Origin of the sequence: Alteromonas sp. S015 (assembly GCF_036864485.1) — a bacterium.
Classification (GTDB): Bacteria; Pseudomonadota; Gammaproteobacteria; order Enterobacterales; family Alteromonadaceae; genus Alteromonas.
Map to the genome: position 1 here is coordinate 1 of NZ_JAZETO010000013.1, position 23,089 is coordinate 23,089.

At 41.7% G+C, this 23,089-nt stretch carries 17 protein-coding genes; 14 read left to right on the forward strand and 3 right to left on the reverse strand.

Annotation, left to right across the window (positions count from 1 at the left end):
• Positions 1-259 precede the first annotated feature (259 nt).
• A complete protein-coding gene (locus V7R42_RS19320) occupies positions 260-1,114 on the reverse strand; it encodes a DUF2785 domain-containing protein (RefSeq protein WP_334022303.1) in 855 nt (284 codons plus the stop codon).
• A gap of 275 nt (positions 1,115-1,389) precedes the next feature.
• Between V7R42_RS19320 and V7R42_RS19325 the strand changes: the two genes are divergently transcribed.
• Complete coding sequence (locus tag V7R42_RS19325) at positions 1,390-2,133, forward strand: transporter substrate-binding domain-containing protein (protein WP_334022338.1); 744 nt, start codon at positions 1,390-1,392, stop codon at positions 2,131-2,133.
• 127 nt (positions 2,134-2,260) lie between these two features.
• Positions 2,261-3,214, forward strand: a complete 954-nt coding sequence (locus V7R42_RS19330; RefSeq protein ID WP_334022304.1) for a sensor domain-containing diguanylate cyclase — start codon at positions 2,261-2,263, stop codon at positions 3,212-3,214.
• 111 nt (positions 3,215-3,325) lie between these two features.
• Here the strand turns inward: V7R42_RS19330 and V7R42_RS19335 are convergent, their stop codons facing one another.
• The gene (locus V7R42_RS19335) at positions 3,326-3,691 is read right to left on the reverse strand and encodes a DP-EP family protein (RefSeq protein ID WP_334022305.1); all 366 of its coding nucleotides are present in this window, start codon (positions 3,689-3,691) and stop codon (positions 3,326-3,328) included.
• Positions 3,692-3,724: 33 nt separating this feature from the next.
• Positions 3,725-6,970 carry an nSTAND1 domain-containing NTPase gene (locus tag V7R42_RS19340; RefSeq protein ID WP_334022306.1) on the reverse strand — a complete coding sequence of 1,082 codons (3,246 nt, stop codon included), beginning with the start codon at positions 6,968-6,970 and terminating at the stop codon, positions 3,725-3,727.
• A gap of 204 nt (positions 6,971-7,174) precedes the next feature.
• Here V7R42_RS19340 and V7R42_RS19345 point away from each other — a divergent pair, with 204 nt between their 5' ends.
• The 12 genes from V7R42_RS19345 (at position 7,175) to htpG (ending at position 22,819) form a co-directional block, all read left to right on the forward strand.
• Positions 7,175-7,555: an HvfA family oxazolone/thioamide-modified RiPP metallophore gene (locus tag V7R42_RS19345; protein ID WP_334022307.1), complete on the forward strand. Its 381-nt coding sequence runs from the start codon at positions 7,175-7,177 to the stop codon at positions 7,553-7,555.
• A gap of 146 nt (positions 7,556-7,701) precedes the next feature.
• Positions 7,702-8,553 carry an HvfB family MNIO-type RiPP peptide maturase gene (locus V7R42_RS19350; RefSeq protein ID WP_334022308.1) on the forward strand — a complete coding sequence of 284 codons (852 nt, stop codon included), beginning with the start codon at positions 7,702-7,704 and terminating at the stop codon, positions 8,551-8,553.
• The gene (locus V7R42_RS19355) at positions 8,550-9,314 is read left to right on the forward strand and encodes an HvfC family RiPP maturation protein (RefSeq protein ID WP_334022309.1); all 765 of its coding nucleotides are present in this window, start codon (positions 8,550-8,552) and stop codon (positions 9,312-9,314) included. The genes V7R42_RS19350 and V7R42_RS19355 overlap by 4 nt, the downstream gene beginning before the upstream one ends.
• A gap of 153 nt (positions 9,315-9,467) precedes the next feature.
• Complete coding sequence (locus tag V7R42_RS19360) at positions 9,468-9,590, forward strand: hypothetical protein (RefSeq protein WP_256253717.1); 123 nt, start codon at positions 9,468-9,470, stop codon at positions 9,588-9,590.
• Between the two features lie 22 nt (positions 9,591-9,612).
• Complete coding sequence (apt, locus tag V7R42_RS19365) at positions 9,613-10,149, forward strand: adenine phosphoribosyltransferase (protein WP_014998897.1); 537 nt, start codon at positions 9,613-9,615, stop codon at positions 10,147-10,149.
• A 41-nt stretch (positions 10,150-10,190) separates the two neighbouring features.
• Entirely contained in the window at positions 10,191-13,124 is a 2,934-nt protein-coding gene (gene dnaX / locus V7R42_RS19370) for a DNA polymerase III subunit gamma/tau (RefSeq protein ID WP_334022310.1), read from the forward strand.
• 38 nt (positions 13,125-13,162) lie between these two features.
• Positions 13,163-13,489 carry a YbaB/EbfC family nucleoid-associated protein gene (locus V7R42_RS19375; protein WP_014950049.1) on the forward strand — a complete coding sequence of 109 codons (327 nt, stop codon included), beginning with the start codon at positions 13,163-13,165 and terminating at the stop codon, positions 13,487-13,489.
• A 364-nt stretch (positions 13,490-13,853) separates the two neighbouring features.
• Positions 13,854-16,418: an HWE histidine kinase domain-containing protein gene (locus V7R42_RS19380; protein ID WP_334022311.1), complete on the forward strand. Its 2,565-nt coding sequence runs from the start codon at positions 13,854-13,856 to the stop codon at positions 16,416-16,418.
• Positions 16,419-16,422: 4 nt separating this feature from the next.
• A complete protein-coding gene (locus V7R42_RS19385; RefSeq protein ID WP_334022312.1) occupies positions 16,423-18,840 on the forward strand; it encodes an EAL domain-containing protein in 2,418 nt (805 codons plus the stop codon).
• A 265-nt stretch (positions 18,841-19,105) separates the two neighbouring features.
• Positions 19,106-20,053: a hypothetical protein gene (locus tag V7R42_RS19390; protein WP_334022313.1), complete on the forward strand. Its 948-nt coding sequence runs from the start codon at positions 19,106-19,108 to the stop codon at positions 20,051-20,053.
• 5 nt (positions 20,054-20,058) lie between these two features.
• On the forward strand, positions 20,059-20,658 hold the full coding sequence (recR, locus tag V7R42_RS19395; RefSeq protein WP_334022314.1) for a recombination mediator RecR: 600 nt from the start codon (positions 20,059-20,061) through the stop codon (positions 20,656-20,658).
• A gap of 238 nt (positions 20,659-20,896) precedes the next feature.
• On the forward strand, positions 20,897-22,819 hold the full coding sequence (gene htpG / locus V7R42_RS19400) for a molecular chaperone HtpG (protein WP_334022315.1): 1,923 nt from the start codon (positions 20,897-20,899) through the stop codon (positions 22,817-22,819).
• The last annotated feature ends 270 nt before the right edge of the window (positions 22,820-23,089 follow it).

A 23,089-nucleotide genomic window follows, 5' to 3' on the forward strand; every position in this document is an offset into this window, starting at 1 on the left:
TCATTCCGAGAAGCTCTTGTCTTACGACAAGAGCTTTTTTCGTTTAGGTACGTTGTAGTCAAAAACAGAGCGTACTGTACGTCCTCCTTGCGCGCGATTATTATAAGAGCAGCGTGACAAAGAGAGTCACGATTTTGCACCACTAAACCTGCCTTACGGCGGGTTTTTTGCGTTTGGACGACAGAAAAACTTGGTATTATCTAGATAGCTAAAAGTATTCAGTGAAGTTGATAGCCGAAACGTTAACTGTTATACAAATCTACTGAATTGTCTTTAAATGCTGTAATACTTGTTTATTAATAGCCGTTAGCTTTGCATTTTTAGAATTTGCAGTCCAAACCAGAAGTCTATTAAAAAAGCTTTGTGTGTTGTGTAAAGCAGCTAATCCTTCGTTTGTCTCGTACGCTTCTTGCCATGAACTAAAAGCGGGTTGTGCCGCTACTGATAACCACTCACTCCAATATTCTAGTGTCATAGACTCTCTTAACATTAAATACACCGTTGCACGCACCAATCTGTCTGGTTCTCCGTAGATGTAAAAGTGTATTTCACTTGGATTTATCGCTTGCTGAATAGCTTGAGAAAGAGCTTTCAATTGCGGTTCATCGAACGCTTGGTTAAGTGATAGTTGAAGCGCTAGATCTGAAGCATGTGCTATTTGGTGTATATAACCGATATCTTCACTAAACCCGGTATAATCATTTACGTTTACAAGAGCGCCAGTGCTAATATTTAACAACTGTTTTCGTTCATTATTATTTAAAAATGGCGTCTTTCTATCAAAGCGCGCAACCTCTGCTAGAGAGAGAATAATGAACGAATGATGGTGAGATGTATGGGTCTTATTATTAAATGCTCGAATTAGCTCATCATGCACATGTTTAACTTCCTTTAGCGGTAACGTTGCATCTCGTAATGACTTACTTAACATATTAAATGCAATGCCATCTCTTATACCTGCTACGTCGGAACTAAGACATGCAATCTGCTGATCTAGCGTTAACGAAGTGCTATCTTGCTCGAGCTTTATGTCATCTAATGAAAGTGGACAATTAGCCAACGTCGATTGTGAAAAAGCAAAGCTTGCAACAAATGTTAGTAAAGGTTTAATCATATGATGGAGTCTATTTAAAAATACTAGGGGGCGTTGAAAGTTATTTTCTTGACACTAGTAAAAATAGTCTTTGCGTCAAAGGGAAATTTATATCTTTTATAGATATATTAAATAGTGTATGACGTTTGGTTTTATATTTTCTATAGTATCTTTGATATTTTTCGTTTGTGTAGTACGGGTATATTGTAACAAAATGTATGTAGCCACTACTGCTGGCGAAGCAAAGCTTATATAAATAACAATAGAACAATAATAAAAGAACCTGTCTTGTGAAAATGATTTTTGCCTTAGCTTTTATTTCGCTCTTCGCGATGTCAGCTGAACACACTGTCGATAATATGCCTGATGCAACGAAACAACGTGTGGTGCTCGGCGTTGTTGAATTTCCTCCACTCGTGATGAAAGACCCTACTACGATGAAGTGTCATGGTGAAATTATTGATACAATCGACGCCCTTCTCATCAAATTAAATTACGAAGTTAGAGTAGAGTGTGCTCCCCCAGCTCGTTTGTTTGAACGAGTTAGAACAGGTGTTGTTGATTTAACAATAAATGTAAAGGGCACTCGCGCTTTAGATGATAATGTTATTTTCTTAGATAAGCCCGTCGTCTTTTTATCTACGTTGTTAGTATCGAACAAAAAACGATTAAACGAAAAATCTGTCGCAGCAGTAAGAGGCTATGACTTTCTTGGTTTGCGCAAGGAATTGCTTGACGCAGGGTATACTTTTTTTGATATGGCCAACGCATCTGAAGCTATTCAGCTTTTCGAAATGCATCGCACTGCACATCTTCTCACTTATGAAGCACCATACATGTTTTATGTGGCTAATAATGGCTCTACAGTAAGCGAACTTCTTGTTTCTCAACGTCGCAATATACCCTCGTTTTTAGCTGTCTCAAAAACGAGTGATCAAAAAGACAGTTTAATAACGAACCTTGAGCAAGCAATGATGGATATAAGCAGTTATTCGATTATAGATTTTTATAAGAAAAATAATTTTTCCATTGAGAATTAGTTTTAAAAATCAATATAAAACAATGCGTTAAATGGGAAGGTAAGCGGAAGGTTGACCTCGTAAAAGTAGCGTAACTTTGTATACATACCTAGTGCAGTAATAGTGCAATGAAAGGATGTATATCGCCATGCAAAGTAACAAAAAACCAGTTAGCAGCCCGACCAAACTGTTTAATTACTATCAGAACAGCTCCCTCGCAAAAATGATAAATTTTATCAATGAAGCTATTGTAGTGTTGAACATTGATGGAATTGTAGAAATGTTAAATTCTAACGCTTCTGATTTACTTGGGGCGCGACGAGAGCGGATAATTGGCGAAAATTTTCTCGATTATATAGAAAGCGGTTCCGATAAAAACAGTCTAATCAAACGTTCTCTCAATGCTGGAAAAGAGCGCATCATACAGGTGCCCCCAATCGAAGTTACTCTTCAACACGAGAAATCCGACGATCAGTCATTAGACGTTGAACTATCTATTTCTTCCTTACCGGAAGAGTTTTCTTCATCAAATTCGCTATTTCTTTGTATTCTCCGCGACATGACAGTGCATAAAGCCGAATACACCATGCTAAAAAGAAAAGCTGAAACTGATTTTCTTACAGGTTTAGCTAACAGGCACAAATTTTCTTCGTACATATCGCAACAGTGGACTTACTGCGTGAACAATAAACTTCCAATCAGCCTGTTGATGATTGATATCGATCATTTTAAGCGCTTTAACGATGAATATGGTCATGTAGCCGGCGACCGCTGTCTTAAGCGAATTGGTGATGTGTTGTCTTTGAGCTTGCCGAATAGAGATGCACTTGCCGCTCGCTATGGTGGGGAAGAGTTCGCCATTGTTTTACCGAATTGTCACGCACAGAATGCACAATTATTGGCAATGCGTCTAAAACGCCATCTTGCACAACTGAGTATAAAGCTCTTTGCACTTGAAGCTGATACTAAGTTAACCGTAAGTATTGGTGTCGCTACGCATCACAATCAAAGATATGCATCTCCTGAATCGTTAATTCGCGGCGCAGATACTCTTCTGTACCAAGCTAAAGCGCAAGGGAGAAATCAAATTTGTTATTTGTAGTGGTATTCGCAAAGCCTTGAATGGTAAATACGCGCTCAACAACATTACAAAAGTTGAACGCGCAATATCGACGGATAACCGCCATGTTTCTTGGTCTAGCCCATGAGAACGTTAACTTGGTCTACGATTAATCATTTGTGGATCTGGACTGACAAAAATACAGTTTAATGGGGCTGTGACTAATTTCATGCAGATATCCTCTTTCGAATGGTCGGAGTCGACAAAAATAATTGTCTGACGATCATTTGAGATACTGAAGGTCAAATCGTTATCAGCATCGCCGGAAATGATGGGGCCAACGAAACCAAGCTGTTGCTCGTTTTTAATCAAGGTGTAAGAAATTACCGTGTTAGGTTCTGTTATGACAAGTGTTGATTCTGCCAAGGTAGTGCCTTCAATGTCTGTATAAAATGTGTACGTGTGACTTTCAGGGTTTACCGTTACATAGAACTGGATTAATGGAGTAGGTGATGACATTGTTTCTCTCTTATTTGCCTAGGTGATTTATAGTTATTGGAGTAAGCGAGTATAGAATTGACGCATTTCGTCTATTTTGCTGTAAGGGGGATTTTCTGAATTCAAGCATATAGATGCAACATGTTGTGCATACAGTATGCTGTAGTGTTGACTTTTGTTGGCGACACTTTCGTTCAAATTAGACAGATGCGCACAAAGCCGTTCAATTTGCTCGCTATCGTCGTGAAGTTCCTGGTTAATTTTTAAAGTTAGGTACTCATTTCGTGACTGAAGAGAATAAAAATCAGAAACGGGTTCTTGTGACTGCAGTTCTGGCTTAAGCGTTTCGAGCTGATTAATAAGTTCACCGGCGTGTTTCCAGCTGTCTTTAGATTGCAAAAAGCGTATTAGCGTAGAAATAGAGCGATATTCATTTTTATCAGATACTAAGCTAATAAGTTTGGACGTTTCGTCTTCAACGTCTTGTGTGTAAAAGTAAACATGCTTAAGCGTTTTAATATAGACGTCATCGCCTATCCACTCTGTGTTTTTCGGATCTTGTTGCAGCGCTTTTTCTATCAAATATGTTGCTTTATCTATTGAATGTAATGCTTGTTCGTCATTATTTCGCATTAAAAGCAACGTGGCTTGCTTGGTGAGTAAAGCAACATAAGTTTGCATAACCGCCGCATTTTCACCATCTTGTTCATACAATAACTGGAGTTGGGAAGCCCCTTCGCGATAGTAACGTTCCGCGCTTTCAAATTCACCTAAATGCAACACCATCGAAGCTAGCCAAGATCGTGTGTCGGCTGAATACAATAATGCTTCTGTATTACTCGGATCGGCTTCTACTACTTTTTCTTTATATTCAAGCGATGCCTGGTAATGCTTAATTGCATTTTCAAAGTCAAACTGCTCAAAGGCAATAGTGCCTACGGAGTTCTCTGCATAAGAAACTTCCATCATGGCTTCAAGACTATTTGGAGCCGCTGCGAGCATAGCTTCACTTGTACTAAGATAGCTATCGAAGTATTTTTTTGAATCGCTCATAGCACCGTTGATGTAGTGAATTTGACCTAGCCAAAATTGATTTGCTCCATACGCTTTCAGAAGTTGCTGGTTAGTTTGCTGTTCTTTTAGTAATTCTTCAAGAAGTATTGACGCTTCGTCGTACGCTTCTTTAGCGGTGTCGATTTCGTCACGATAAAATTTAACTTCGGCCATGGCTTGAACAGACAAAGCGTGTTGAAAACGAAGCTCAAAACTAGCTGATTGTGTATTAAACAGAGTAGTATTTTGAGTTTGTTTAGCGCGTTCGACATATTGTAGCGCTTGTTCACTAATGCCTTCTAATAAGTCCATTCTTTTAACGGTGCGAAGCTTATCTGCAAAATCACCTATCATGAATCCCATTAAGTCTTCTGCTTCTTTTCGTTTGTTTTCTGCTAGCTCACGCGCTTGCTGGCTGTATATTGTAGCAATGGATGAAACAACGAGTAATACAACCAATGTTGCAGCAGTAACACCTTTTAAAACTTTTCGTCGACTAATACGCTTTTGACTGTGCGCAATAAATTCCTTTTCGCTTTCTTCAAGACGAATATTCGCTAGACTAGTCAACATGATTGCATCGAAAAATGGTTTTCCTTCTGACAATAGAAAAGCGTGGTTTTTGTTATTTATTAACCATTGACTAGTTTGTTCTGCTAACCTTGCTTTCAAAATGAGGCTGTTGTGATGTGTCTCCACCCACTTCTGAACGCGCTCCCACTTTCGCAACACGGCTTCATGGGCAACTTTGAAACTTGCTTTTCCTTTATTTGAGAAAGAGACAAATAAGCGATGCTCGACCATTTGCTTAACTAACTCTCGCTCGTCCTGCGTTTGTAGCGTGTCCCAATGTGCCGTTTTGCTTGTCAATGTGTTACCCGACTGCGTTACATTAACAATAAGAGGAAGGATATTATCTAACGCATTTTTCACGGCTTCAGAAAGACTTTCATAAAGTTGCTCAGCCTTGTGTCCTATAGCCCCTTCAATGCCCCCTAATTCGTTATATGTCTTTACACATAGCTTGTTGTTCGCTCTTTGCAAATATAATTCTTGAAGTGTGTATTGCAGCAATGGAAGACAATTAGGTGCGCGAGATGCATCGGATAGAATGATATCGTCTAGTCGTGAATTTGTGTTCTCATCGAATTCCCAGACAATATTTGCGGCAACCGCGGGTCGTTTAATAATTTGACTTAACTCGTTCAATGAGGGGGGCGTAACGTCTATATGTGCGCCCTTTCCTTTGTTCTTCATTAATGTTTCGAAGGTAGAAATAAGCGGGTAAAAATCGTTTCTACTGATGAGAAAGGTGAGGAATAAATTGCTTTGGCTCAGCTGTTCTAGAATACTAAAAAAACGTGATTTGGTAGACGTGGGAATAGACTGATCTGCCAGGTACGCCTCCAGTCGGTCTATGATGATTGCAAAACATGGGAAGTTAACCCCCTGGTCTCGTTCTACAAGCCAATCAGAGACAATTGCTATAACTTTGTCTGCTTCATTTAGCAGCAGTTCAGCAAGTTCTGTTGCACTTAAATTATTAAAGACGTAACGATTTTCATCGCCCCAGTCGATCATATAAGAGGCGAGCTCAACAAAGATAGCAAATTCATTGTTCGAAGATTCTATGTCGGCAACATCGATACTAGCAAAGTCATGCGCATAGATACTGTTTAGCCCTTTATTTCTAAGAAAAAGAGGGAGTACGCCTGCATGTATCAATGAACTTTTACCGCATCCACTAGGGCCTAAAATTAATGAGAAAGGCCTTTTTTTGCGAAATAATTCCGCCTTGTGCGAAACAATATCTCTAATTAGCGCGTCTCGACCGAAAAATATTTCACTCTCTTTAGCAGTAAACGCATTTAATCCTACAAATGGGGGATGTTCGGTCCATGTAGATGCTACCGTATTATCTGTGTCGTTCACCAAAAACTGAACGTCAGCGATTATTCGATAACCTCGTTTGCGAACGGTTTCAATATATTGGGGGGCTGTTGCTTTATCGTTTAATGCCCTTCTTAAATGTGTGATTGCTTTATGTACTGGATTGTCACCGGTAGGAGAATCGGGCCAGCATTGTGAAACAATTTCGTCCGCTGAGACTACTTCATTGTTTTTTTGGCATAACAAAAGCAGAACATCCATTGACTTAGGCTCAATGCTTCGCTTTATTTTCCCTAACGTCAATCTATTATTAGACGGTTCGACTTGCCAATCGCCTAAAAAAAATTTTTGTCTCACGCTCTGCCCCAATACACTATTCTTTTTTATTTAATGTGAAATGTTCACTGTTTTTCCTATATTAAGCGCAAAATAAGTGAATGAATAAAGAGATAATGTAAAAAAGTTAATATTTCTTGTAATTTTTTTTGTATTGGCAAGGTCTTTTAAAATACACGCGCTTACTGTGCGTCAAACATGACTTATATTATTGAGGGTAAATCAATGAAACAAATCAAAAAATCATCAGTAGCGACAGCATTAGGCGCAGTTGTAATTGGCTCTTTGGCGTCAACGGTTGCAGTAGCAGATGTAAATCCATTTGGTATGCAAGCACTAGAATCTGGTTACAGCCAATTCGCTGCGGAAGGCAAGTGCGGCGAAGGTAAATGCGGTGGCGACAAAGCAGAGAAAGAAGGCAAATGCGGCGAAGGTAAGTGCGGCGGCGACAAGAAAGCTGAAAAAGAAGGCAAGTGTGGCGAAGGTAAATGCGGCGGCGACAAGAAAGCTGGAAAAGAAGGCAAGTGCGGCGAAGGTAAATGTGGCGGCGACAAAAAAGCGAGTAAAGAAGGCAAGTGCGGCGAAGGCAAATGCGGTAGCATGTAACCGCCATTCAAAAAACATCGTGTAGCTTGAAACAGAAGGATGCTACACGAGTTACGCTTAGCAATAAATGGCTGTCGAATGATGGCCATTTTTGTCTAACAATGTACGTTGCTATTGTGCAATCCCATGCGGCAAAAGGGGAAGATATGAAACACATCAATGGCGCAGGACTTGGTTTTCGTCGGGAAATGCTTAAAGAGCTTTTACCTACATTGCCATCTGAGGTCGACTTTTGGGAAGTTGCGCCCGAAAATTGGATCCCGCTCGGTGGGAAGTATCAAGAACAGTTTCAGCAAGCGTCTTCGCAAGCTTCCTTTACGACTCATGGTTTATCGCTGTCTATAGGAAGTAGTGACAAACTGGATGTTGAATTTGTAAAAACCGTGAAGCGATTCTTGGACGCAAACAACATTGCACTATACAGTGAGCACTTAAGCTTTTGTTCCAGCAATGGTCATATGTACGATCTGATGCCAATTCCCTTTACTGAAGACGCCATTAAACACGTAGTATCTCGGATTGTTCAAGTTCAAGATATTATTGAGCGACCACTGGTTTTAGAGAATGTCTCTTATTATCTTGCGCCTGGTCAAGAAATGGATGAGCTTGAATTTACCAAGAGCATACTAAAAGAATCGGGTTGCCAAATGCTACTGGACGTAAACAATGTTTACGTGAACAGTATTAACCATAAATACGATGCGAAAGCCTTTATTAAGGGCTTGCCCTCAGACAAAATAGTTTATGGGCATATTGCCGGTCACTATGACGAAGCCGAGGATCTCAAGGTTGATACACACGGCGCAAATGTCATCGAGCCAGTATGGGCGCTGTTGGAACACGCCTACCTTACTCACGGCGTGTTTCCGACTTTGCTAGAGCGCGATTTTAATATTCCCCCTTTAAGCGAATTATTAGCGGAAGTGCAGAAAATTAAGCAAATTCAAGCAAAATGTGAAGCGGTTCGAACGTCAGGCGTTGAGGGGAGTGTCGCATGACGCAATCATTTCAACGCACCCAAAAATTGTTCGTTGATGCGATAAAAGATCCACAAACTTATCGCCACACTGACAGTGATAACGCCCGCCGGATGAAAATCTATCAATCACTGTTTTTTAACAACATCGACAATTTTGTGAGTACGGGTTTTCCAGTTCTAAAATCCATCGTGGTAAAACAGCATGGTGAAAAAGGGTGGGAGAGTATTGTGCGTCAATTTTTTATTGAGCACGAATGTCGTTCGCCTTATTTTGCTGAAATAAGTAAGGAATTTGTTGAGTACCTTTCAACAGAACCAACCTTCGATATTACTCTTCCTGATTTTGCTGCAGAGCTCGCTCACTATGAGTGGCTTGAGCTTGACGTCAGTATCAGAAAAAACGAAGACGACATTGAATTTTATCAACAAGGAAACAATGTTACCGCCATTAGGGTGTCACCGTATGCCTCGTTGGCGGCATATCAGTTCGAAGTCCACCTAATTGGTGAGGATTATATCCCAGAGCAACCTGCCCAAGAACAGCAGTTCTACGTTGTTTACAGAGACCATGAGTTTGACGTTCAATTTACTCATGTTAATCCGGTGACGGCTATTTTAGTAAACACGCTGGAACAAAATGAACTGGGAATGGAAATAGAACAATTAGCTGTGTCGTTGTGCCAACAACTTCCCCAAATTCCTTCAAACGTGCTTATAAATGGCATGAATCAAACCATCATCGACATGTTACAAAAAGGAATATTGCTCCCCATATTCTAAGTAACCATCGCGATTTACCTGCGTTATATTAAACTTTCACCAAGATCTGGTCTGAAAGTGAGCGATCGATCATATTAGCGCTGTCAATCAGGCTTGCTTTCGATTAACATTTAGCACCATTTTTTTGTTCATAAAATTGTTTAGGTAGTGCAAATGGCTGACAATTCAGATTTCAAAGAAGTCTATAACAAGTGGTACTTTCTAGCATCGCTAGTAACTCTAATCGCGTTCCCGTTGATGCATATCATCGCCGGCTGGTTCACCTTCTGGTTATAACGCAGACATTCAAGGCATAATTGTGACTGCAGAATATATTAAATCAGTAGTGAAAACCGTACCTGACTATCCAAAACCAGGTATTTTATTTAGAGATGTGACCAGCGTTTTAGAAGATCACAAAGCATTCAGTAGCTGTATCTCGTTACTTGTAGAAAAGTATCAAGGTATGGGATTTACCAAGATTGCAGGTACTGAAGCGCGTGGGTTCCTTTTTGGTGCGCCATTAGCTATCGAAATGGGCATTGGTTTTGTTCCAGTGAGAAAGCCCAACAAACTTCCTCGTGAAGTGGTGAGCGAGAGCTACGAGCTTGAATACGGCATGGATACACTGGAAATCCATAAAGATGCTATCGAGCCAGGTGATAAAGTCCTTCTTATCGATGATTTACTTGCAACAGGCGGAACGATAGCCGCTTCAGCTAAACTCATTCGTTCGCTGGGCGGTGAAGTAAATCACGCGGGTTTTGTGATTAATTTACCTGACCTAGGTGGCAAAGAGAAATTGAGTACGCTTGACATAGAAAGCTACTCTATTTGTGAGTTTGAAGGCGAATAATCGCTATAAAGCATAACTAGCAAAAGGCGAAATACGTAATAATGAGTTATCAGGTACTAGCAAGGAAGTGGCGACCGGGCAAGTTTAGTGAACTTGTTGGTCAGGAACATGTAGTCTCTGCCATTTCGAATGCTTTGGATAACGATCGTCTACACCACGCATACCTTTTCACAGGTACGCGAGGCGTAGGTAAAACCACCATTGCACGTATTTTTTCGAAAAGCCTTAACTGCGAAGAAGGACAAGGGGCAAATCCTTGTGGTCAATGTAACACCTGTAAAGAGATAGAGCAGGGCAATTATGTTGATTTGCTAGAGATTGACGCTGCGTCAAGGACCAAAGTCGAGGATACTCGTGAGCTTCTTGATAACGTGCAATACAAGCCAACTCGTGGACGTTACAAAGTGTACCTTATCGATGAGGTACACATGCTTTCAAAACACAGCTTTAATGCGCTGTTAAAAACGCTGGAAGAGCCACCCCCACACGTTAAGTTTTTACTGGCGACCACCGATCCTCAAAAGCTTCCAATAACCATCTTATCCCGTTGCTTGCAGTTTAATTTGAAAGCTATGTCTCGGGAGCAGATTGTTGGACAGCTACAGCATATTTTGCAGCATGAACAGCTACCTTTTGAACCACAGGCGCTTGCGCTTTTGGCAAGAGCAGCCCAAGGCAGTATGCGTGATGCGCTGAGCCTCACTGACCAAGCTATAGCGCAAGGTGGAAATCAGGTTTTGGCATCAGTAGTAACCGATATGCTGGGGCTGATGGATAAGAACCAACTGCTTAAAGTCGTTCACGCAGTAGTAAGCAAAAGCCCTGCTGATGTATTGCAGCTGGTTAATGATATTGCAGAGCAAGCGCCTGACTATGACAACGTTCACAGCGAATTGGCCAGCCTGCTACATCAAATAGCGTTAACGCAATGGGTGCCAGAAGCGTGTAAGCTAGAAACTACGTCAGCTAAGGCGATATTTCAATTAGCGAAAACCATTCCAGCTGAGCAAGTGCAGTTGCTCTATCAAATTGCACTGCAAGGTAGAAAAGATTTACCTTTTGCGGCTGATGGAAAAAGTGCGTTTGAAATGACATTGATGCGCATGATGTCGTTTGCTCCAAACACCCCCATCGAGGACACCGAAAGTGAGATTGAAAGCGGGAGGAGTGAGCATAGTTTACCTGTAGATCATGCTTCTTCCAGTGGTGGCCCGGGAAACGTCGGTAAGCAGGAGGAAGCGCCGTTAAGCGAAACTTCTGCAAGCAATGTACAGGAGGAGGCGCCCTTAAATGTACCGGTTGAATCTACCGTTGCTCAATCATTAGAAAATGCGCTATCTACCTCAGATTCTCATGCTACATCAATAATTGAAAAAGAGCCGCAAGATCAGGCTCAATCGACGTCTCCATTCGAATCACGGCAACAGCAGGAAGATGCAGCTGTCAATGAAAGGGAGCTGCGTGAAGACAATACTCAGACAACGTCGCCCTCAGTAGCGTCGGGTACTACGTCAACTCAATCAACAGGGTTGGAGCGTGATGCGGCGCATGGAGATGAATCTGTTACGCAAGCACCAACATCGCCTATTACTGGAGAAGTACCAGTAGAAAACACCGCGGTTCAAACAGAAAGCGTGGCTGCCGAGCCTAAACCGACGCCAAAAGAAGTCAGCACGTCCCATATCGAAGCCGAACAGTATTTTGAGGAGCCTCCGCTAGATGCGTACATGGACGATATGCCGCCTCTGTCTGAAGACGAAGGGTCCTATGGTGTTGGCGATTTTCACGATGTTGCGAGCTTTGATTCCCATGGCACTGAGGACTCTAATAACGCTGAAGGTTTCCGCAACGCTGAAGGCTCTCATAAAAGCAGCGAGTCGTTGTCGAGCGAGAATGAAGCCGCGTCATTAACCGCCGAGGAACAGCTTACTTCAACGGCTGATATGTTGGCGCTACGTCAAAGGTTAAAGCAAAGAAAAGCGCAAGATGCTGATGCTAAAAGCAACAGCGAAGCGAATGCTAAGACCGAAAGTGCCAGTGACATTCAAGCGCGTTTTACCAGAAGTAAAGCAGAGGCCTTAAATACAGCGAAATCTACAAACGCAATTACGAATCATACTGAAAATAGTGCAGGGCAAGGCAGCGCTGATAATGAAAACGACGACAATTCTCTGCAACAAAGCGCATCTCTGGGTAGCACTCTCGTAGAATCAGCTGACACTACGCATGCTGGCGAATCAGTAAAAGCGCAATCTGGTGTAAATGACGCGAGTGACTTTACTCTTGATGAATTTGAAGAGGATATGCCTTTTTCAAACGACGAAGCAGAGGCGCAATCGAACTCGGAAACACCCGTCGAGGACATGCCTCCTTGGGCTACAGATTACGATAATCAACCACCTCAACACGTTGATGGTGCTGACTATGTTGAAGCGCCCTCTGATAGCAGCTCGAATTTCGACAGTGCTTTAGAGCATGTTGAAAGTGCGGGCGACTTGTCGTTTGCACGGGATGCACTGAATTTTGATACACCGTTAAGCAGTACCTATGAAGGGCAATTAAGAGCGTATTTACATGACGGAAGTAAATTAACTCATGCTAGCCAAATTGACGAATGGAGTAACCTAGTTGAGCAAATGCCGGTTGCAGGTCTACTTAAACAATTGGTTTTGCATGCGTCATTTTCTCGAGAGGGCAATCAAGTGTCCCTTGAAATTGACCACAGTCAGACGCATTTACTAAATGATAGTGCGCAAAAGCAATTGGTTGATGCAATTCACCATGGTTTGGGTGAAAACGTTGAAGTAAATATTACCTTAGGTGAACCATCATCCACGCCTTTTGCGTTACAACAAGAGATTCATGCCATGCGCCATGCGCATGCGCACTCGGTGATAAAAACCGACGATACAATTCAAGCATTGCTATCGACTTTCGATGCGTCAGTGCTAACCGATACGGTTAAAGCGCGATAGCAGAATTATTAACACCAAAACGAAGCGAGATAAAAATTATGTTTAAAGGTGGAATGGGCAATATCATGAAGCAGGCGCAGCAAATGCAAGAGCGCATGCAAAAAGCACAAGACGACCTGGCTAAAATTGAAGTAACCGGTGAAGCAGGTGCTGGCATGGTTAAAGTAACCATGACGTGTAACCACAACGTACGTCGAGTGGACATTGATGAGTCATTGATGGACGACGATAAAGATATGGTTGAAGACTTGGTTGCTGCTGCATTTAACGACGCGGTACGTCGCGTTCAAGAGACAAGCAAAGAGAAGATGGGTGATGTGACTGGCGGAATGCCATTGCCTCCAGGCTTCAAAATGCCGTTTTAAAGATACATTGTTACCTCCCACTTTTATCTTCGTTGGCTTCATGCGAAGTCATAGAGGCGACGATGGGATTAAAACTCAGAAAAAGCTCTGGTACCGCACCAGAGTTTTTTTTGCCTATCGTTTTGTGCCAAAGGCAGAAAATAAACTCGCTGTAAGCTTTTTATCTCAACCACTAAGAAATCCATGCGTTTCTTTATATTTACACTAATATAAATAAATGTGCATAAAGGGTTTTGCATAGCCAGTATCTGGACTACCTTTTAACTAAGGCGCTCTTTAATTTTATTAAAGGCTTTTTATGAAGCTTAATGGTGGCTGATATTTTCTCGGCTTCATTATAAACGAGGTGGTTGGAATAATTACAATGCACGATGACGCTAGCGAACTTATATCATTGGTAAATCAATGTGATAAAGAACCGATTCACCTTCTCGGTAGGATACAAAATCACGGTTTCATGATTATCGTCGATAAAGCGGGTGTTGTTACTCATTTATCAGAAAATGTAGATTGTTTCGCTAGCCTTTCTGGTAATCAACTATTCGGCTATACGTTGTGGGATTTACTCGACCGCAACCTGGTTCACGCTATACGTGGAGCACAAAGCCAAGCCATGATCCTAGGCAAAGCAACTTACCTTCATTCAGTTTCAATACCGCATTGTGAAGACAAATTTGACCTTTGTGTTCATCAAAGTGCAGAACACTTGATTTTAGAATTTGAAAAACTAGACAATGGGGGGAAATACGAGGGGGTTATTACGGCGCTAATGGCTCAGATGTCGATATTTTCTGAGCTTGAAGACCTTTATCAAGGCTTAGTTGAAAGTATTAGAACGGCGACGGGTCACGACAGGGTGATGCTTTATCAATTTTTATCCGACGGCTCAGGCGAAGTTATTGCTGAATCAACTTCGACAGATATGAACCCTTTCTTGGGGCTGCGTTACCCTGCGTCTGATATTCCGCGTCAGGCAAGGCAGCTCTACAAGAAAAACCTTATTAGAACTATTTCTGATGTCAACGGTGAAACCTACCGTATCGTTGGAAAAAACAACCAAGATGTGACGTCTGTAGACCTTTCACTTTCGCGTCTTAGAGCGGTTTCTGAAATACATATTCAATATCTCAAGAACATGAAAGTTGGCGCTTCCATGTCGATATCGCTCATCGTTGAGGGTGAATTGTGGGGGTTAATTGCGTGTCACCACAACACAGAAAAAGTCATTCCTACTCGCTTAATCTCACAGTTAGAACTTTTCGCAGAAATGTTTTCACTAGAATTATCGAGAAGGCTGGTGAATGAACGAATAAGGGTCAGCGAGAAAGCAAACGCCACTTTTACTAAGGTGCTTAGCAACCTTTCATTAGGTAAGTCGTTCAATAATGCCATTGTAGAACAGCTCTCCTTGCTTAAAACGCTAATCGATATCGACGGTATAGGCTGTATTTTTGGTAGCGAATACGCTAAATCGGGCGCCGCATTCAGCTCACGAAAAATTAAGCGGCTCACAGCAATACTCGCTGAACTACCTGATGAGGAAATTCATCAATTTGACAACTTAACAGACATAGACGACGAGTTAGCTGATGAAAATGTAGCAGGTGTGTTGGCGCTAAAAATCTCTAGCCAGCCAATGGACTATATTTTTCTTTTCAGAAAGTCAGTGGTTAAACAAGTCTTTTGGGCGGGTAACCCTACTAAGCGCGTTGAGTTGAAAAAAGGTAAAGAAATACTTACCCCACGGGCAAGTTTTGAGAAGTGGGTGGAAAATAATGAATCTACTTCAACTCCGTGGACAACGCTAGACATTGAACGTGCTAAATCCATTAGACTTGGTGTGATGGAATTAACTATTCGTCATTTGCACGAGAAAGAACTGCTGCAACGTGAAGCAAAAAAGAGGCTCGAGTTACTTATTGGTGAGCTCAATCATCGCGTCCGTAATATTTTGAACTTAGTTAGTGCGATTATTGGGCAAACATCACAGAACAAGAAGGATATTGATGAATTTGTAGTCTCATTATCTTCAAGAATTTCTGCGCTCGCTCTCGGTCATGATCAGCTAACGCATTCTTCTTACAATAGCGTGAGATTTAAGGAACTACTTCATAACGAGCTTAAAGCTTATATGGTCAAAGAATCGTCTTTCAAAATATCAGGGCCTGATATTCGAATTTTACCTTATGCGGTAACGCCCATTGTATTAGTGTTTCACGAGATGATTACGAATGCGGCCAAATATGGTGCATTAAGCGCAACCAGTAACGATGGCAGAGTGGCCATAACTTGGGGGCTCGATAAAGAGGGCTGCACAATTCATTGGGAAGAGTTGGGTGGGCCTCCCCTTCATGGCTTAGGCGAGGAGGGATTCGGAATGACGGTTATAAAATCAGTTATCCCTCACGAACTTAAGGGAAAGGCATCGTTGAGCACTAAAATCACTGGACTCAACGCAACGTTTTTAATTCCTGGTAAATTCATAGAGTTAGACAACTGTTCCTCGGAAAAACAACAGCAGGCGGCTAATGAAGAGCAGTCTCAAATACGCTCTACAACGAAGGCCGAAAAAATCCTTACAAGTGCTTTCATAGTTGAAGATAACCTCCTTATTTCGCTCGACCTTAAAAAGCACCTTAAACAGCTGGGTATTGATAAAATTGATATCTTTGGTGACGTCAGCTCTGCAAGAGCAGCGTTGGCCAAAGCGAAACCTTCTATGATGTTTCTAGACGTTCATTTGGGGAATGAAAATACCTTTCAACTGGGAATCGAAATACAAAAGATCGCCATTCCTTTTCTTTTTATTACGGGCTATGGCGCAGCAATAGAGCTGCCAGACGAGCTGTCTCATATTGATATATTAACTAAACCCGTCGACACAACGTTACTAAAGCGTTCCATCGAAGCGTTTGGGTTTAAGGTATAAATTCGTGACTGATAATACTAGCCCTTTGATACTTATTGTGGAAGACAGTTTAGTTGAAGCGATGAACGTTAAAGTTGCGCTCACCGGAGCTAGTATGCAAGTGTTAGGCATAGCCAAAACTGCAAGCGAGTTATATTCGTTGGTTGAAAAGCGCGTTCCCGATCTTATTTTAATAGACATTGATTTAGGGGGGGCAGATTCTGGTATCGACATTGCAAAAAACATAACCGAAAGGCTTCAAGTACCAGTGGTGTTTACTACGTCGTACTGCGATGACACAACAATTTCGAATGCGCTCGAGGTTTCTCCGTATGGGTATCTGGTGAAACCCTATGGTGCGCTTTCACTCACTACGACAATTCAAGTTGCGCTAGAAAGAAAAAAAATAGAAAAAGCGCTTGCCTCGTCCAATAGGCGTTTCGAAATGGCCTCACAAATTGCAAAGTTAGGGGTGTTAGAAGTAGATGTCTCTACTCAGTCAGTGGTTATTGAAAGCGTGGAGAACCTTTTTGACTTTCCTCGTAAAATGCCAATTTCTGAATTCCTTTCGTTGTTTCCAGAAGAGAAGGAAGCGGAATTAAAAAAGGCGATCGACGCAAAGTCGAATTACCTTACAACGTTACAGTTAAGAATTAATGGACAACCGACCAAATGGTTTCAAGTTGTCCTTTCTGACGTGGGGTGGAGTGACGAATATGTTCAAATTGGAGCCATACAGGACATTTCAGTACTACAAAGTACCCAGTTAAACCTAAGCGTAGCAGATAAGATTGTAAGTGAGATTAAAGAGGGCGTTTTGGTGTGCGATGCGGATGGGCTCATAATAAAGGCCAATAAATCGTTGTGCGATATGTTAGATACCAAAGCCGAACAACTTGTATCCAAGCATATCAACAACGTCTTTCCTAAAGCGCGCAAACACGATCTTCGCCCTGATTATCTAATAGACGGTTTAAGAGCAGAACTTACCATTGTTAAAGAGCAATGCAGGTTCCATTTAACCATGTCAGTAACGTCGTTTGACGTAGATGATGGCGAAACGAATTTTGTTGCTATTCTCACCGATGTTTCAGAGCTTAAATCATCTGAGAGTCAATTAAAGTACCTTGCATTTACCGATGCGCTCACAGGGGTTGGAAATCGCAACTTCCTAAATAATATTGTTGAGACTTACAGTGAATCATGTGAACCGTGCTCAATTATTTTTATCGATATCGATGAGTTTAAGCTCATTAATGATACCCATGGACATGAGGTGGGCGATGAAATACTTAGAGCATGTGCCAGTCGCTTCAAAGCCGCTTTGCGTGATGATGACAACGTCATTCGGTTCGGAGGTGATGAATTTGTTGTCGTGACAAGCACTACCTGCCATTCGCTGTTAACTAAAATGACGTCGCGCTTATTTACTTCATTGAAGAAAGAGTTTAAAACCTCATCAGGTAATTTTCATATTACGGCAAGTATTGGCGTGGCATCGTCTACCGAAAACATGTCCTCGACAGAGCTGCTTAAAAGTGCAGATATCGCCATGTTTTCAGCAAAACAGAGCGGTAAAAACAATGTTGTCACATACAATGAAAGTCTTTCGAAGAATATTGAGTATCGGCTTTTCATTCAGCAGGGCCTTAAAGGCGCCATTCAGAGTAAACAAATCACAGCCTTTTTTCAGCCTATAATTGGTGCGAAAGGTGAGATATTAGCGGTAGAGGCATTAGCTCGTTGGAACATACCAAGTCATGGACCAATCAGCCCAGATAAGTTTATACCCATAGCGGAACGTACAAAGCACATTCACGACATTGGTTTACTGATGCTTGATGAGGTGTGTTTTGCATTAAAAGCGCTTACCAGCTGGGGGTTTTCAAACGTAAAATTTAATTTGAATATGTCTGCGGTTCAGCTACAGAATGCTGGGGTTATAGATTTGTTTGCCGAGCGATTCGCTTTTCATAATATTGAGCCTGGCCGAATAGTTATCGAAATAACTGAATCTACGCTTCAAAGTGCAAAAGCGAGAGAGGTGCTTACTCAAATTAAAGCACTTGGCGTAACGGTTTCCATTGATGATTTTGGTACGGGTTTTTCTTGTATATCAGAGCTGGCCGACGAAACGTATGACGCTATTAAAATAGACCGATCGCTGCTGCCTGATTTTCCATTGCAAACCAAACAAGAAAAGCGCCGAGCTTTAATTATCGAAAATGTGGTGTCGATGTGCCTTAAACTCGGAATGCCATGTACGTTAGAAGGGTTAGAAAGCGTGGAACAGGTATCCTTTGCCCAAAAAATCGGTGCCAAAGCTATGCAGGGTTACTACTTTACAAGGCCGTTGAGCTTGATTGATTTAATGGAATACCTGCAAACAGAACACGCATCGTCACTGGTAGGCATGAAGGAACATGCCAGGATGAATAAATAGGAGAGCGAAAACGCTTTTATCCTATATTTATAACATATCAATTTTCCTCAACGTTTGAGCACATTAATAGTGTATTAAGCGGCATTTCATGTCGACAAAAGATAGCACATCGCACTAGAATGACGTTTCGCAAAAAAACGGATCCTAAATCTGATCTGATTCGTTATATCATTAATTCTTTATACCCAAGCTTTTTAAACGGTCATTCTTTATGAAAGAGCGCTGGGAAAATACAAAAGCAAGTGCCTAAATAGAGGTTTGAGAAGTGCTAAGGAAAGGCTCAGTTATTACCACGGTTACATTACTCCCCATTGCGACCGTTTTATTTGTTATGAGTGTTTACGACCTGTTCAAAATGAAGACCGTGGCGGTTGATCCGAGGCTCAAGGAAATTTCTGGAATAGAATACGATAAATACAAAAGACTGTGGGCAATAAACGACGGTGGAGATGGTGCTGTTCTTTATATGCTCAATAAAGATGGAACTATTGAAAGAGAAGTTACTGTTAGCAATGCTAAAAACGTCGACTGGGAAGACATGACACAAAACAGTTTTGGTCATTTTTTTTTAGGCGATTTCGGTAACAATGACAATGATAGACGTTGGTTAACAATCTATAAAATTGAAAACCCCATTGATATAAAAAGCGATACCACGGAAGCAGAGATCATTAAGTTCACTTATCCAGAAATGGGTAGAGGAAAAGTAAAGCCGAAGGATAAGAACTACGATTTGGAAGCGTTTGTTGAATACAAGCGAAAACTCTATCTTTTCACCAAGAATAGAACAAAACCCTTTGACGGCATCACTAAATTGTACAAGGTTGGCGATCATGCCGCTAATTTTGACGCACAGCTAGTAGGCGAGTTTAAAACCTGTACCACCCTTGAAAAGTTGTGCTGGATTACGTCAGCCGCATTAAGCCCGGATCGAACGAAATTAGTATTGTTAGACTCAACCAGTCTGTGGTTGTTTGAAAATTTTGAAGGCGATAATTTCTTCAGTGGTGATGTGTCACGCATTGATTTAGGGGTAGTTACACAGAAAGAAGCTGTCACGTTTTATGACGAGAATACTTTAGTATTTACGGATGAAGAGTTTAAGGGGCTATTCGGAGGTAACATTTATGAAGTTAAGCTCGACCGCGCAAAGCGGAACGTGATTAAATACCGCGAAAGTTCGAAACAAACAGAAACAGTACTAAAGCAGTAAATACTATGAAGTTCAGTCCGCTACTCTCAGAATTAATTCAGGCACTAACGTGTCTCCCCGGCGTTGGTAACAAGAGCGCCCAGCGTATGGCATTTCATCTATTAGAGCGCAATCGCACGGGAGCAATCGATTTAAGCAACGTATTACACAATGCCATGGAACATATTCATCACTGCAAGCGTTGTAGAACATTTACGGAAGACGAATTATGTCACATCTGTCGTCATCCAGAAAGAGAAGCAAGCGGGTTGTTGTGTATTGTTGAAAGCCCACAAGACGTGTTAGCAATTGAACAGACTTTAAGTTATAAGGGCCAGTATTTCGTGCTTATGGGGCATTTGTCACCTATTGATGGCGTAGGTCCAGAGGAAATTGGTCTAATCGAGCTTGAAGCACGGCTTGCCGCTGGTGGGATAAACGAAGTCATCCTAGCCACAAACCCTACAGTGGAAGGAGAGGCCACGGCGCACTACATCGCTCAGCTATGTACAAGTCATAGCGTTGATGCTTCTCGCATAGCGCACGGTGTGCCGGTCGGGGGAGAGCTCGAGTATATTGATGGCAATACGCTAACTCATGCATTCTCGGGTCGTCGTAAACTATAGTTTTTACCTTTGTGAGCACTCATTATTGGTGAGCAAAACGTTCAGCGTAGGCTCTTAATTTGTGGCCTACTTCACGCTTTCATTCGGCCCAGCCCAAAAATTGATCGCTAATTCGCTTAATCCAAAGAAAAATCTCCTTATAAAAAATAAATTTTCGCTCTAAACGTTGAAAAATGGGGTGAGCGACCTTACCTGTTTATCATCAAACGTGATCCATTCAACGAGGAGATATTGGATTATGGCTGAAGCAGCCCACAAAGAAACCCACGGTTTTCAAACAGAAGTAAAACAGCTTCTTCATCTGATGATTCATTCTTTGTATTCAAACAAAGAGATTTTTCTACGTGAGTTAGTGTCAAACGCGGCAGATGCTGCGGACAAATTACGCTTTCGCGCACTAGAAAATGATAGCCTTTACGAAAACGATGGCGAATTAAACGTAAAGCTGAGCGTCGATAAAGAAGCGAATACCGTCACTATTACCGATAACGGTATTGGTATGACTCGTGATGAAGTTATTGCGAACTTGGGTACTATCGCAAAGTCAGGCACTAAAGACTTCTTTAGTAAACTTTCTGGCGATAGCGCAAAAGACTCACAGCTAATCGGTCAGTTTGGTGTTGGCTTTTACTCTGCATTTATCGTCGCTGACAAAGTAACGGTACGAACCCGCGCTGCTGGCGCAGATGCGTCTGCTGGTGTTGAGTGGATTTCAGACGGTGAAGGCGAATTTACTATCGCTGAAATCAACAAACCTACTCGCGGCACTGAAATTACGCTTCATCTTCGCGAAGATGAAAAAGAGTTTGCCGATGCGTGGCGTCTGCGTTCCATTGTAAGTAAGTATTCTGATCACATCAGCATTCCTGTTCAAATGTGGAAAGATGAAGTGCCTGAGAGTGAAGGTCCGGACGGCGAAAAAATTGAAGGCCAGCCGGGTGAGTGGGAAGTTGTAAACAAAGCAACCGCGCTTTGGACTCGTGAAAAGTCTGAGATTACTGACGACGAGTATAACGAATTTTACAAGCATATTTCTCATGACTTCGCTGATCCGCTTGCATGGGCGCACAACAAAGTAGAAGGTAAAACTGAGTATACCAGCTTACTTTACATTCCTTTAAAAGCGCCTTTCGACATGTGGAACCGCGACCAAAGCCATGGCCTTAAGCTTTACGTTCAACGCGTTTTCATTATGGATGATGCTGAACAGTTCATGCCTACTTATTTACGCTTTGTGAAAGGTCTGCTAGACAGCAATGACCTTCCGCTTAACGTGTCTCGTGAAATCCTTCAAGATAACAAAATTACGCAAGCGCTACGCCAAGGTTGCACCAAACGCGTATTACAGATGCTTGAAAAAATGGCTAAAAACGACAAAGAGAAATATCAGTCGTTCTGGAATGAATTTGGCAACGTGTTAAAAGAAGGCCCGGCAGAAGATTTCAGCAACCGCGAAAAAATTGCGGGTCTACTGCGTTTCTCTTCTACTCACGGTGAGTCTGATGCACAAACCGTTTCATTGGCTGACTATATCGAGCGAATGAAAGAAGGTCAGGATAAGATTTATTATGTGACTGCCGATAGCCTACAAGCCGCGAAGTCTAGTCCGCACCTTGAGATTTTCCGCAAGAAAGGTATTGAAGTGCTATTAATGGGCGAGCGCATTGATGAATGGTTAATGTCTCACCTTACTGAGTTTAACGAAAAGCAGTTTGTTTCAATTGCGAAAGGAAACTTAGATTTAGGCGACTTAGAAGACGAAGAGTCTAAGAAAGCGCAAGAAGAAGCAGAAAAGCAAGTTGAAGGCGTTTTAGAGCGAGCGAAAACTGCACTTGGCGATAAGGTCGTTGATGTTAAGTTTACTCATCGTTTGACTGACTCTCCTGCGGTAATTGTGGCAGACGACAATGGCATGACCACGCAAATGATGAAGCTAATGCAGGCTGCGGGTCAGACCGTGCCAGACGTGAAGTATCACTTCGAACTCAACCCTGAACATAGCTTGGTAAAACTGCTTGCCGATACCCAAGATGAAGAGTTATTTAACCAGTGGGTTGGTGTATTATTTGATCAAGCTGCGCTGTCAGAACAGGGGAGTTTGAAAGACCCGTCTAGCTTTGTGCAGAATTTAAACACGCTTCTAATGAAGTTAGCTAAATAAAGCAGTAAAATAATAGATTTATGTTGAAAAACGGGCGTAATGCCCGTTTTTTTATTGCAACGACTAACAAAAGTAAGTTTAGCCATTTTATTGTGCTATATTTTGACGGTCTAAGATTTGACGTTAATCATATTTAAGCATTAGCTTATTCATCTTAATTCGGATGAATTACTTAATGGATGTAGGCTCATATTAACAAAAGAGCCTATAAGCTGAACATATATTCGCCATTAGTCTTAAGATTAACTTTACGGTACTCCTTACACTTGT